12 protein-coding genes are annotated in these 13,322 nt (G+C 57.7%); 4 read left to right on the forward strand and 8 right to left on the reverse strand.

Features of this window, described 5'->3' with window-relative positions; genetic code table 11:
- From FE795_RS09565 to rpsB, 7 genes are all read right to left on the reverse strand, one after another.
- Positions 1-1,203 (reverse strand): 1-deoxy-D-xylulose-5-phosphate reductoisomerase, encoded by a 1,203-nt coding sequence (locus FE795_RS09565; RefSeq protein ID WP_003799748.1) that lies wholly within the window; start codon positions 1,201-1,203, stop codon positions 1-3.
- A gap of 40 nt (positions 1,204-1,243) precedes the next feature.
- Complete coding sequence (locus tag FE795_RS09570) at positions 1,244-2,098, reverse strand: phosphatidate cytidylyltransferase (RefSeq protein ID WP_131070605.1); 855 nt, start codon at positions 2,096-2,098, stop codon at positions 1,244-1,246.
- Between the two features lie 13 nt (positions 2,099-2,111).
- Positions 2,112-2,876: a polyprenyl diphosphate synthase gene (gene uppS, locus FE795_RS09575; protein WP_039943063.1), complete on the reverse strand. Its 765-nt coding sequence runs from the start codon at positions 2,874-2,876 to the stop codon at positions 2,112-2,114.
- Between the two features lie 25 nt (positions 2,877-2,901).
- Positions 2,902-3,462: a ribosome recycling factor gene (frr, locus tag FE795_RS09580; RefSeq protein ID WP_003799742.1), complete on the reverse strand. Its 561-nt coding sequence runs from the start codon at positions 3,460-3,462 to the stop codon at positions 2,902-2,904.
- Positions 3,463-3,481: 19 nt separating this feature from the next.
- Positions 3,482-4,198 carry a UMP kinase gene (gene pyrH / locus FE795_RS09585; protein ID WP_003799741.1) on the reverse strand — a complete coding sequence of 239 codons (717 nt, stop codon included), beginning with the start codon at positions 4,196-4,198 and terminating at the stop codon, positions 3,482-3,484.
- Positions 4,199-4,291: 93 nt separating this feature from the next.
- Positions 4,292-5,170 carry a translation elongation factor Ts gene (gene tsf, locus FE795_RS09590; RefSeq protein ID WP_039943062.1) on the reverse strand — a complete coding sequence of 293 codons (879 nt, stop codon included), beginning with the start codon at positions 5,168-5,170 and terminating at the stop codon, positions 4,292-4,294.
- Between the two features lie 112 nt (positions 5,171-5,282).
- Positions 5,283-6,032 (reverse strand): 30S ribosomal protein S2, encoded by a 750-nt coding sequence (gene rpsB, locus FE795_RS09595; RefSeq protein ID WP_003799736.1) that lies wholly within the window; start codon positions 6,030-6,032, stop codon positions 5,283-5,285.
- A gap of 785 nt (positions 6,033-6,817) precedes the next feature.
- Between rpsB and map the strand changes: the two genes are divergently transcribed.
- From map to FE795_RS09615, 4 genes are read left to right on the forward strand one after another with little or no spacing between them, the layout of a single operon-like run.
- Complete coding sequence (gene map / locus FE795_RS09600; protein ID WP_059317597.1) at positions 6,818-7,621, forward strand: type I methionyl aminopeptidase; 804 nt, start codon at positions 6,818-6,820, stop codon at positions 7,619-7,621.
- Between the two features lie 3 nt (positions 7,622-7,624).
- Positions 7,625-10,189 carry a [protein-PII] uridylyltransferase gene (locus FE795_RS09605; RefSeq protein ID WP_219234853.1) on the forward strand — a complete coding sequence of 855 codons (2,565 nt, stop codon included), beginning with the start codon at positions 7,625-7,627 and terminating at the stop codon, positions 10,187-10,189.
- Between the two features lie 14 nt (positions 10,190-10,203).
- Entirely contained in the window at positions 10,204-10,917 is a 714-nt protein-coding gene (locus tag FE795_RS09610; protein WP_003799729.1) for a MarC family protein, read from the forward strand.
- Positions 10,918-10,921: 4 nt separating this feature from the next.
- Positions 10,922-11,422: a disulfide bond formation protein B gene (locus FE795_RS09615; protein ID WP_230406161.1), complete on the forward strand. Its 501-nt coding sequence runs from the start codon at positions 10,922-10,924 to the stop codon at positions 11,420-11,422.
- 397 nt (positions 11,423-11,819) lie between these two features.
- On the opposite strand, the gene purF is transcribed toward FE795_RS09615, so the two are convergent.
- The gene (gene purF / locus FE795_RS09620) at positions 11,820-13,304 is read right to left on the reverse strand and encodes an amidophosphoribosyltransferase (RefSeq protein ID WP_059317595.1); all 1,485 of its coding nucleotides are present in this window, start codon (positions 13,302-13,304) and stop codon (positions 11,820-11,822) included.
- Between the last annotated feature and the right edge of the window lie 18 nt (positions 13,305-13,322).

Genomic DNA, 13,322 nt, shown 5'->3' on the forward strand with positions numbered 1-13,322 from the left:
TTAAATACGCGCTGAAAATCGACAATAGTCCAGCGCCAGTGACCGTGTCTCGCTATCCAGTGCCAGAACCCCATCCAGGGCATCCAAAGCCTGACTGGCCCGGCCATTGAGCTTGTCCAGACAGTGCTCGATCACTGCCGGAATTTGAGTATAGCCAATCTGTCTTTCCAGGAAACGGTCCACGGCAATTTCATTGGCCGCATTCAGGGTCACACAGGCGGCTTGACTGTCGCGCAAGGCCTCATACGCCAGCTTCAAGCAGGGAAAACGTTGAAAATCGGGCTGTTCAAAGTCCAGGCGTCCCATCGTGGCCAGATCGAGCAGACCCACGCCACTGTACAAGCGCTCCGGAAAGCCCAGACCATAGGCAATCGCCGTACGCATATCAGGCTGCCCCAACTGCGCCATGACGGAACCGTCTATATACTCGACCATGGAGTGAATCACGCTTTGCGGATGCACCACCACATCAATCTGGTCAACGGGCACAGAAAACAGCCAATGCGCCTCGATGACCTCCAGACCCTTGTTGAGCATGGTGGCCGAATCCACCGAAATCTTGCGACCCATGCTCCAGTTGGGATGAGCACATGCCTGCTCCGGTGTAACCGTCTCCAGCTCAGAGAGTGCGCGCGAGCGAAAGGGCCCACCCGAAGCCGTCACCAACAAACGACGCAAGCCGGCAACCGGCTGGCCAGGCTCGGCAGGCAGTTCGCCCGCCAGACATTGGTAAATGGCACTGTGCTCGGAGTCGATGGGCATCAACTGTGCCCCGCCCTCTTGCACAGCTTGCATGAAAATACGTCCCGCGGCGACCAAGGCCTCTTTATTAGCCAGCAATACCCGCTTACCGGCACGCGCGGCGGCCAAGGCCGAAGGCAAACCAGCCGCGCCAATAATGGCCGCCATGACGGTAGTTACCTGGGGGTCGGCAGCCGTGTCGGCCAGCGCCTGTGCGCCTACCCGGATTTCCGGCAAAGCACCACCCTGCCATGCATCCAGAAAACGGCTGCGAGCCGCCTCGTCCGGCACCAGAACAACGCGAGCCGCACTGTCCTGAGCCTGTTGGGCGAGCAGCTCCATGCGACTATGGCCACTCAAGGCATATACCGCCATCCGATCAGGATGACGAGCAATCACATCAAGTGTGCTGACACCAATAGAGCCAGTGGCCCCTAACACACATACTTGCTGGAAACTCATGAGTTCTTCCTTGACGCATACTCGTCCAAGTCACACCGGACTAAAAGAGCCACGCCCCACTTAACAACAAGGCCACAGGAGCAACCGGCAACAAGGCATCGATACGATCGTATACGCCACCATGGCCAGGCAACAATTGGCTGGAATCCTTGACTGCAGCACGGCGCTTGAGCAAAGACTCGAACAAGTCACCCACGATGGAAAGGGCGGCCAGGGCAACACCCAATACCGCCGTGGCCACCCAGCCCCAGCGCTGCATCACATCAGCACCAAAACTCCCGGGCCAATTGGCGCTGATCAGCATCCAGGCGGAAGCGGCAACCATACCACCCACTGCCCCGGCCCAGGTCTTGCCGGGACTGACACGCGGAGCCAGCTTGGCTTTGCCAAAGGCACGGCCCGCAAAGTAAGCGGCGATGTCCGCCACCCAGATCAGGACCAATAGGGAGAGCACATAGACCATGCCCTGCGTATGCAGAAACAAATACAGACTGGCCCAGGCGACCAGGGGCGCCAGTACGCCCATCACACTGAGCAAAACACCTTGAGCACGTTGTGTGGCCTGACCTTGCAGCACCAGCCCAGTGGCACCCACCACCCACAAGGCCGCCATTATTGGTACAAGCCCCCGGTACACCAGGTCAGCAGCCTGCCCCTGCGGACCGGTTTCATACCAGTACACACTGAGCCACAGCATCAGGGCACCATTGAGCAAGGCCAGCGGCCAGGCCCAGCGCTGCTGCGCCTGAGACAGGCTCAAACGCTCCCACTCCCAGCAGGCCAAGGTGCTCATCAGCACAAAAATCGCCAGCAAAGGCCAGCGTAAGGGAGCGAGCATGGCCGCGCCCAGAATGACCAGCAGGGCCAGGGCGGTAATGACTCGTTGTTTCAACATAGACTAGGCTCCGTCAAGGCGCGAGGGTACCCTGCACCTGGGCACTGGTGCGCCCAAAGCGCCGCTCGCGCCCACGATACCACTCAAAGGCCTGTTCAAGCTGCGCCCGGTCAAAATCCGGCCAGTACACGTCTGTGAAATACAGCTCGGTATAGGCCATCTGCCAGATCAGAAAATTCGAAATACGGCGCTCGCCCCCCGTGCGGATAAACAGATCCGGCTCAGGAGCGTAGGACATCGCCAGGTAGGGACTGAACAGGGCCTCATCCAGTTGTTCGGGATGATCGACCAGCTGGGGATTGGCAGCCAATGCTTTTTGCGTCGCCTGCAAAATATCCCAACGACCGCCGTAGTTGGCGGCAATCGTCAAATGTAAGGTGTCGTTATCGCGAGTCTGCTCTTGAGCGTCGGCAATCAGGCCGCGCAACTCTTCACTAAACGCAGACAATTCGCCAATAACATGAAGTCGGACGCCGTTTTTTTTCAGTGTTGCCACTTCTTTTTGCAGCATCTTGACAAACAGGCCCATCAACAGGGACACCTCTTCCGCAGGGCGTCGCCAGTTTTCGGAACTGAACGCAAACAGGGTCAGATAGCGCACGCCAAGCTCGCCACAGGCTTCAACAACACGCCGGACAGTTTGCACACCCCGCAAGTGCCCTGCCGTGCGAGGCAACAGACGACGGGTCGCCCATCGTCCATTGCCGTCCATGACAATCGCCAGGTGGCCAGGAACCTGACCGTGTTCCGGAATCGTTTGGGTAGAACTGAATGAAATCACCTAGCCACCTGTGCAAAAGCCGTTAGACCGTCATGATCTCGGCTTCTTTCTGGGCGATCAACTTGTCGACCTCGGCAACATACTTGTCGGTCAGCTTCTGGACCTCGTCCTGGGCACGACGTTCCTCGTCCTCGGAGATTTCCTTGTCCTTGACTTGCTTTTTGAGCGTGTCATTGGCATCACGGCGCAGATTACGGATGGCGACCTTGGCATCTTCACCTTCGCTACGCACCACTTTGGCCAGATCGCGACGACGCTCTTCGGTCAAGGCAGGCATGGGAACACGAATGCTCTCGCCCATGGAAATCGGGTTCAATCCCAGGTCGCTGTCGCGAATGGCTTTTTCAATCGGGCCGGCCATATGCTTTTCCCACACTTGCACATTCAGCGTGCGGGCATCCACCACCGTGATATTGCCCACCTGGCTGACGGGAACCATAGAGCCGTAGTACTCCACTTGCACGTGATCCAGCAAGCCCGCAGTGGCGCGGCCTGTGCGGATCTTGGCCAGGCCCGTCTTGAGAGACTCGATGGACTTGCCCATACGATTGTCGGTCGATGCTTTGATCTCGGAAAGACTCATGGACTAAATTCCTATAACTTTAAACGTGAACCAGGGTGCCCTCGTCCTCGCCAGAGACCGCGCGAGTCAACGCACCGGGCTTGTTGATCGAAAACACTTTAATGGGCAGTTTTTGGTCGCGACACAGCGCAAAGGCCGTGGCGTCCATCACTTCCAGACGACGCACGATCGCTTCGTCAAAGCTGATACGCGAATAACGAGTCGCGCCTGGATCTTTATTGGGATCGGCACTGTAGATGCCATCGACTTTGGTGGCTTTCAGTACGATTTCCGCTCCCACTTCGGCGCCGCGCAGAGCCGCTGCCGTGTCCGTGGTGAAGAACGGGTTGCCCGTACCAGCCGCAAAAATAACAACTTTGTTTTCTTCCAGATAACGCAGCGCCTTGGGACGAATGTAAGGCTCTACGACCTGTTCAATATTCAGGGCGGATTGCACCCGGGCATCCAGGCCACGGTGCTTTAAGGCATCCTGCAAGGCCAGGGCATTCATGACGGTGGCCATCATGCCCATGTAATCGGCTGTCGCACGATCCATGCCCTGGGCACCCGGAGCGATGCCGCGAAAGATATTGCCCCCGCCAATCACGATAGCCAGTTGTACCCCCAACTGGGCAACCTGGGCGATCTCCTCCGTCATACGAATGATTGTGCTGCGATTAATACCGAACGAGTCCTCGCCCATCAGCGCTTCGCCGGAGAGCTTCAACAGAACACGTTTGTAATGAGGGGTAGTCATGGGTGGGATTCCAAGTGACGAAGACAGAAGAGAGTGTAAAGCAGCAGGGCAGGCACCGCCACTACGGTGCCTGCCCTGAAAAAACAAGCTGGATTAGGCTTGGCCGGCAGCGGCTGCTACCTCAGCGGCAAAATCCTCAACACGCTTCTCAATGCCTTCACCCACTACGTACAGGGTAAAGCCAGCGATCGATGCTTTTTTCTCGTCCAGCATTTGCTGCACGCTTTGCTTGTCGTTCTTGACGAAAGGCTGGCTCAGCAGCGTCACTTCCTTCAGGAACTTGGCTACAGCGCCATCGACCATCTTGGTAACGATATCGGCAGGCTTGCCGGATTCAGCTGCTTTCTGAGCTGCCACAGAGCGCTCAGCTTCGATTTCGGCAGCGTCAACACCCGACGCGTCCATGGCTTTGGGGCGAGTTGCCGCGATGTGCATGGCCAGATCCTTGCCCACTTCTTCGTCGCCACCGGCGAAATCCACCAGCACGCCGATCTTGCCACCGTGAACGTAGCTGGCCAGCTGACCAGCTGTTTCGTAGCGTTGGAAGCGACGGATCGAGATGTTCTCACCGATTTTGCCCACCAGAGCGGCGCGCACGGTTTCAACGTTGCTGTCAGCCAGTGGCAATTCAGCCAGAGCGGCCAGATCAGCAGGATTATTCTTGGCAACCAACTGAGCGATATCGTTGATAAAGCCGATGAAATCATCGTTCTTGGCGACAAAGTCCGTTTCGCAGTTCACTTCAACCACGGAACCGGTCTTGCCATCTTCAGCGATGTAGACCGACACCAGGCCTTCAGCGGTAACGCGGGTAGCTGCCTTGCTTGCCTTGCTGCCCAGCTTCACGCGCAGGATTTCTTCAGCACGAGCCATATCGCCGTCGGCTTCAGTCAGTGCTTTTTTGCATTCCATCATGGGCGCGTCGGTTTTCTCGCGCAATTCTTTAACCATCGATGCGGTGATTTGAGCCACGGTTTTCTCCAATTCTGTAGAACGTGCCCCGGCCAAGCCGGGGCGATACGAAAGGTCACTGTAACTGCCTGCCATGACAACTTATGGCGTCTGACAGGCAGCCGTGAGCCTGTTACTCCTGAGAGTCAGCCTGAACTTCAACGAACTCTTCGTCAGCGGCAATTTCTTCAACCAGACCGTTCAGGTTCTGCTCGCGGCCAGCCAGCACGGCGTCAGCCATGCCACGGGCGTACAGAGCGATTGCCTTGGCCGAGTCATCGTTACCAGGAATCACGTAATCCAGACCTTCTGGGGAGTGGTTGGTATCAACCACGGCCACAACGGGGATACCCAGCGTGCGGGCTTCAGCCACGGCAATCTTGTGGTAGCCGACGTCGATCACGAACAGGGCGTCAGGCAGGTTGTTCATGTCCTTGATACCGCCGATGGCCTTGTTCAGCTTTTCCAGTTCGCGTTCGAACATCAAGGCTTCTTTCTTGCTCATGGTTTCCAGACGGCCTTCAGCCATCTGACCTTCCATTTCTTTCAGACGCTTGATGGAAGTCTTGACCGTTTTGAAGTTGGTCATCATGCCACCCAACCAGCGGCTGTCAACGTAAGGCATACCGCAACGCTCGGCCTCAGCAGCCACCAGTTCGCGAGCAGCACGCTTGGTGCCTACGAACAGCACGTTGCCGCCACGAGCGGCCAGTTGACGCAAGAATTTGGTTGCTTCTTCGTACTGAACAACCGTTTTTTCCAGGTTGATGATGTGGATGTTGTTACGCTGACCGAAGATGAACGGAGCCATCTTGGGATTCCAGTAACGAGTTTGGTGGCCAAAGTGCACACCGGCTTCCAGCATTTCACGCATCAAAGACATAAAGTTCTCCAAGGGTTTGGTCTTGTAACTGCCCGGTATCCGGTAAGGGCCGCAGCCTAGGCTGCATTCCAGACACCCCGAGACGGGCAATCACGCGATTTACAACTTAAAACATAAAAACGCAGCCCAACATGGGCATACGCCTGCACTACAACGGATTTGCACCTTGTAACGGACCACACGTCCGCCACCCAGACCCAAATCTGTAACTTTTCTGGCCACCGCCTGCATACAGCACCGGGTTTGCAGGTGTATCCTAGAGGATTGCCTAGCCAGCACCGCCCGAACAAGAACCGGGCGTTGCCCAAGTTGCTCTTGCAAGGCCTGGCAACGCTGGCTGACCATATATTCGTTGTGAATCATGCCTGTGCTACACAACACGCTTCTTTTTAAAACAGCAGCACGTTTATCTCAGTTCCGGCTAGTCCGGGCAGACTGGATAAAGCCTGAGTTTGATCCAAGCACTTGTCCGGCCGTATTTTCCTGGTCCTGCCAGCGTCTACAAGCCAGCAAGCCTGAAGGATCAACCTGTGGCCCGCTTTGCCTGGCGGCTGTTGCTTGGCACCCGTTGCCGGGTAAGCTGTTGTTTGCAAGCCCTGTTGTTGCACGCCGTTGTTTGAAACCCGTTGTTCGGGCTCCCTTCCGGCTCTTCTTTAAGCCACTTATTCGGATTAACCAAACCGTCCGAATGAGCCAAAGCGGGGCTAAACCGACCCAGCGCACAACTGCAAAATTCACAAAAGCCTATAATTCTACTATTTTTCAATAGACCTGTTCAAGTTGCTATGAGTATTCTCGTCACAGACCCCACTGATCTCGAAAAAATGCGCGCCGCTTGCCAGACGGCGGCATCCATCCTTGACTACCTGACCCCCTTTGTCAAAGCAGGTGTCACCACGGGCGAACTGGACCGTCTGTGCATGGAGCGGATCAATGAGCTGGGAGTCAAATCCGCCACAGTTGGCTACGCGCCTCCCGGTTACCCGCCTTTTCCCGGTTCTATCTGCACCTCCGTCAACCACGTGATCTGCCACGGCATTCCTGGCGATAAAGTGTTGAAAAATGGCGACATTCTCAATATGGACGTCACCATCATCCAGGACGGCTGGTTTGGCGATACCAGCCGCATGTACTACGTGGGCGAACCCAGCATCCTGGCCCGCCGCCTGACCGAGACCACCTACGAATGCATGTGGCTGGGCATTGACCAGGTCAAGCCGGGCGCCACGCTGGGCGATATTGGTCACGCCATTCAACAGCACGCCGAAAAGCAGGGCTTTTCCGTCGTACGCGAATACTGCGGACACGGCGTGGGCCAGAAATTCCACCAGGACCCGCAAGTGCTGCATTACGGCAAGCCCGGCACCGGTGTAAAACTGGAACCGGGCATGATTTTCACCATTGAGCCCATGATCAACGCCGGTCGTCGTGAACTGCGCACCCTGGCCGACCAATGGACGGTGGTGACCCGCGACCACAGCCTGTCAGCCCAATGGGAGCACGCAGTCCTGGTGACCGACACCGGTTACGAAGTGCTGACAGTCTCGCCCGGCATGCCGGCCCCTCCAGCCATCATCAACAAGGCCTGAACCATGTCTTTCCTGGCCCAGCTTCGCGACAGAATTGCTGGCCGCCGGGCTCGGGCCTACGAGCGCTTCAGACAGGATCTGCATTGCGACCGCTTGCTCAAGAGCCTGTGCAGGATTTGCGATCAGGGCCTGCGTGAGTTGCTGGAGCATTATCCCCTGCCCCGCCAGGCCAGCCTCGCGGCTCTGGGCGGGTATGGGCGCGGCGAACTGTACCCGCATTCGGACGTAGACCTGCTGATCCTCCTGCAGCGCGAACCTAATGCGCAGGATATTGATCGCATTCAGGCTCTGGTTGCCGCTCTGTGGGACATCGGGCTGGCACCCAGCCACAATGTGGCCACGCCCGCCCAATGTCTGGAACAGGCCAGCCAGGACATCACAACGGAAACCGCCTTGCTGGAGAGTCGCTGGCTGGCGGGTTCATCACTCCTGCTGCGCCACGCCCAACGGCAGCTACAAAGCCAGATGGACCCGCAGGCCTTCTTCTTGGCCAAGCAGGCCGAGCAGCAGCAACGTCATGCCCATCTGCAGGACACCCCCTATTCGCTGGAGCCCAATTGCAAAGAGTCTCCAGGTGCCCTGCGCGATTTGCAGGTACTGCTGTGGATGGCCCGGGCCGCCGGCTTGGGACGCACTTGGGCGGCTGTGGCCCAGTCAGAATTACTGACCGAATCCGAACTGAACGCCCTGCAACGCGTCGAGCAAGCCTTCAAGCGCCTGCGCATTGAGCTTCATCTGTTAACGGGCCGCGCCGAAGACAGGCTGCTGTTTGATCTTCAGCCGCGTCTGGCAGAAATCTACGGTTTCCAGCCCACCGCCACCCGCCGCGCCAGTGAATTGCTGATGCAGCGCTACTACTGGGCCGCCAAAATTGTCAGCCAGCTCAATCTGATCCTGATGCGCAGCATTGAGGAACATTTATTTCCGCAAACCGATCAGGACCCGATCATTCTGGACAGCCAGTTCCAGATTCATCACGGCCAGCTTGAGCTGCGCCAGCCCGACGGCTTCGAGCAGGACCCGTCGCTGATCTTTGTGGCCATGCTGCATTTGCAGCAGCAGCCCAATCTGCGCGGCCTGAAGGCCGACACCTTGCGGGCCCTGTGGCATGCACGGCGGCTGATCGACGCCAAGTTTCGGGCCGAGCCCAAAAATCGACGCCTGTTTCTGGAGATCCTGCAACAGAACAAGGGGATTGTGCATACCCTGCGGCTGATGAATCTACTGAATCTGCTTCCCCGCTACCTGCCGGTTTTCCGGCGCGTGGTCGGACAAATGCAGCATGACCTCTTTCACGCCTACACCGTGGACGAGCACACGCTGAAGGTCATACGCAATCTGCGCCGCTTCACCATGGCCGAGCACAGCGAAGAGTTGTCCATGGCCAATCAGTTGATGAGCGGCTTTGACCGTCATTGGCTGCTCTACATTGCCGCCCTGTTCCATGACATCGCCAAAGGCCGTGGTGGCAATCACTCCGAACTGGGCGCACAGGACGCACTGGCGTTTTGCCTGGATCACAATCTGATACCCATGGACGCGGAACTGGTGGTGTTTCTGGTGCGGGAACATCTGACCATGTCTCAGGTCGCCCAGAAACGCGATCTGAGCGACCCGAATGTCATCTTCCAGTTCCTGCAGACCGTGGGAACGGAACGACGCCTGACCGCGCTGTACCTGCTGACCGTCGCCGACATCCGCGCCACCAGTCCGACCGTCTGGAACTCCTGGAAAGGCAAACTGCTGGAGGACCTGTACAACCTGACGCTGGCAGCGCTGGGGAGACAGGCTAAGGACGGGGTTTCCGTCCTGGATCAGCGCAAGCGCGATGCCGCAGGGGAAATCCGTCTGGCGGGCTTGCTGGACGAGGCTCGCGAGGAATTCTGGCAGTGGCTGGACAAACCCTATTTCCTGCGCCACGACGCCAGCGAAATCGCCTGGCATACCATTCAGCTCTACCACCAGTCGCACAGCCAGACGCCCATTGTGCGCATACGGCCGGCCGGACAAACCGACGCCCTGCAAGTGCTGGTCTATACCAAGGATGCCAGCCGCCTGTTTCTGCGCATCTGTCGCTACTTTGACAGCCAGTCCGTCAGCATCCAGGATGCCCGTATCTACACCACCCGGCATGGGTGGGCGCTGGACAGCTTTGTTGTCATGCTGCCCGCCTACGACCATGCGCTGCGACGCGACCCGTTGCTGATCGAAACCGAGCTCTGTCAGGCACTGGAGCAGGAAGTGCCGCCCTCAGAGCCAGCTCATGACCCCTACCGCGACATTCGTTCTCGCCGGGCCCGTGTGTTTCCTATCCAGCCTACCGTGGACCTGCGTCAGGACGAGCAGGGACAAGACTGGATTTTGACGCTTAGCGCCACGGACCGGCGCGGTTTGTTGTACAGTCTCGCCCAGGTATTCGAGCGCCACGACGTACGTCTGCGCTCGGCCAAGGTCATGACCTTGGGTGATCGCGTCGAAGACGTCTTTATCCTCAGTGGCGCCGCCCTCGAACACAACCGTCATCAATTGCGCCTGGAGCGCGATGTCCGTTTAGCCCTTTCTCAATAAGCCCGCCCCCTTTAATGGAACTCTCCTCCGTATTCGCCGATGTCAGCCGCAGCTTCCTGTTTGCATTGGCCACGCTCTTGCCCATGCTCAACCCGCCTGCGGCCGCTCCTATTTTTCTGACGCTGACCGAAGGCGCCAGCGTGCCCGATCGTGCCCGCCTGGCCAAAAAAGTGGCCGTCAACATCTTCATCATGCTGGCCATTGCAATGGTCGCTGGCAATATCGTGCTGAACTTTTTTGGCATTTCCCTGCCTATCATTCGCATTGGCGGGGGCCTGCTGGTGATCGGCACCGCCTGGCGCCTGATCAATGCCTCGGACTTTGACGCGGCCCATGCCCAGAACATGGCCGAGTCCTATTCCTGGGAGCAGATTCGCTCCAAAGCCTTCTATCCACTGACTTTTCCCATGCTGTGCGGCCCTGGCTCGCTATCGGCGGCGCTCACGGTCGGCGCGACCTTGCACGACAACTCGGTCACCGGCACCATGAGCAAGCTCGCGGGGGCCTTACCGGCGATTGCCGCAGCCAGCGTCATCGTGTTTCTGGCCCTGCGCTTTGCCTCCCAGTTTTTATACAAACTGGGTAAAAATGGCACGGCTGTCGTGATGCGTCTATCCGCCTTCATCCTGTTGTGCCTGGGCGTGCAGATTACCTGGGCCGGTTTCCATGAACTTTTCCTGGGTTTGCTGCACGAAGCATCTACCTTCCATTCTTTAAATGCATCTTGATACCATGGCCGCCTCTTTCCGCCAGTCCGCTGCACCCTTTTATCTGATTGCCCTGCTCGCCTTCGCAGGTGTGGGTATCGCCCTGCTATCGCAGCACGTCTTTAGCATCCCGCCTTGCGCATGGTGCGTACTGCAACGTCTGATTTTCATTGTGCTGGGTCTATGTAGCCTGGTGGCCGGCGTCCTGCGTCAGCTCGGCCATTCGGGCAGCTCCACCTTGTTCAGCCTGCTAGGGTTGGCGACGAGCGTGGGCGGTATGCTGGCGGCCTGGTATCAGGCTTCGGTCGCACAGCATTTATTCAGCTGCGACCAGACCTTTGCGGACCGCTTCATCACCCAGTCCGGCCTGGAAAGCAGCCTGCCCTGGCTGTTTGGCATTTACGCCTCCTGCATGGATGCCCGTCAAGACCTGCTGGGCATTGAATATGCCTACTGGAGCCTGGGACTGTTTGTGCTATTGGGGCTGGGCTTGCTGCTGACCCTGCTCACGCGACGCCGTGCTTGATACAGCCAGCCCTCCTGAAAAGCCCTGCAGTCTTGCAGGGCTTTTTTTCAAAGCGCATTGCCCTTGACACAAGCACAGCAAAGCACAGCCCAGTTCAGCTCTACGCACCACGGCTACGGTGTCAATCGGCACATCGGGTGGATAACCGTAGCACTCCTATGAACGCGCAAAGTGCTGCGCTCGATTCCATACCCCTGTCAGAGCCTAGCAATCCCCAAAAGCGAAAACAGGCCTATTAGGGGCCCGTGACGCCAAGCACATGACACCAAGCCAAAGAAGCAGGCGCACTACTGGCGAACAAGAAAAATTTACATCACCCTACACGCAAGGCATCCGGAACAGGGAATAGAAAAAGCCCGCTTTAGAGCGGGCTTTTCTCCAACGAGCGGGCATCCGCTTAATCGGTCACATCCGGAACATCACGGCCACTTTTACGACCTTCCGCCAACAGATTCAAATATGCCTCATCCACATCGCCAGTTACGTAGTCGCCACTAAAGCAGGAAGACTCAAATCCAGCAAAGCGGGGATTCAGATCACGCAGTGATTGCTCCAGGTCGTGCAGGTCCTGATAGACCAGTCCGTCCACCCCAATTTCCTTGGCAACCTGGTCCACATCGCGACCAGTGGCGATCAGCTCAGAAACCGTAGGCATATCAATGCCGTAAACGTTCGGGAAGCGAACCGGTGGCGCGGCCGACGCAAAAAACACCTTGTTTGCACCCGCGGCACGGGCCATATCCACGATCTGACGGCTGGTTGTGCCACGCACGATGGAGTCATCCACCAACAGCACATTCTTGCCACGGAACTCCATGGGAATGGCGCTCAGTTTCTGACGCACCGACTTCTTGCGCACTTCCTGACCGGGCATGATGAAGGTACGGCCCACGTAACGGTTTTTGATAAACCCTTCGCGGTAGTTCAGGTTCAAGTGAGCCGCCAACTGCATGGCCGATGGACGGGCCGAGTCAGGGATAGGCATGACGACATCAATATCGGCCAGACGCAGGTTCTTGGCGACATTCTCGGCCAGGTACTCACCCATTAACAAGCGGGCGTCATAAACCGATACGCCGTCGACCGTGGAGTCAGGACGAGCAAAATACACGTATTCAAAGACACAGGGATTCAGGCGTGGGTTCTCGGCGCACTGACGGCTGCTGAGATTACCGTCCAGATCCACGATGATGGCCTCGCCGGGCTCCACATCACGGACGAGCTCGAAACCGCAACCCGTCAGGGCTACGGACTCGGAGGCGATCATCCATTCTTCACCCTTCGGGGTCACGTTGCGACCCAGGCACAAGGGACGAATCCCGTTCGGGTCACGAAAGGCAACCAGACCGAAGTTCGCGATTTGCGACACCACCGCATAGGCGCCCCGGGCACGACGATGCACGGCAGCCACGGCCTCAAACACTTCGTCCTGAGAGAGTTCAGGGCCGGTAGCGGCACGCTGCAACTCGTGCGCATACACATTCAGCAGAACCTCGGAGTCCGAGTTGGTGTTGATGTGGCGACGATCAATGGTGAACAGTTCTTCACGCAGCTCACGCCAATTGGTCAGATTGCCGTTATGCACAAAGCTCAGACCAAAGGGGGCGTTCACGTAAAAAGGTTGCGCCTCCTCCACGCTCTGGCTGGAGCCGGCCGTGGGGTAGCGCACATGGCCAATACCACTATTGCCGGGCAAGGAGCGCATGTTGCGAGTACGGAATACGTCCCGCACCAGGCCAAATGCCTTGTGCATGCTGAAGAACTGGTCGTGCCAGGTCGCCAGCCCCGCGGCATCCTGCCCACGGTGCTGCAGCAAGAGCAAACTGTCATAGATCAACTGATTTACAGGGCTGCGCGCAACAACCCCTACAACTCCACACATGATTGGTTCCCGTTAGTG

The sequence above is a fragment of the Alcaligenes ammonioxydans genome, from assembly GCF_019343455.1.
In the GTDB taxonomy this organism is placed as follows: Bacteria; Pseudomonadota; Gammaproteobacteria; order Burkholderiales; family Burkholderiaceae_B; genus Alcaligenes; species Alcaligenes ammonioxydans.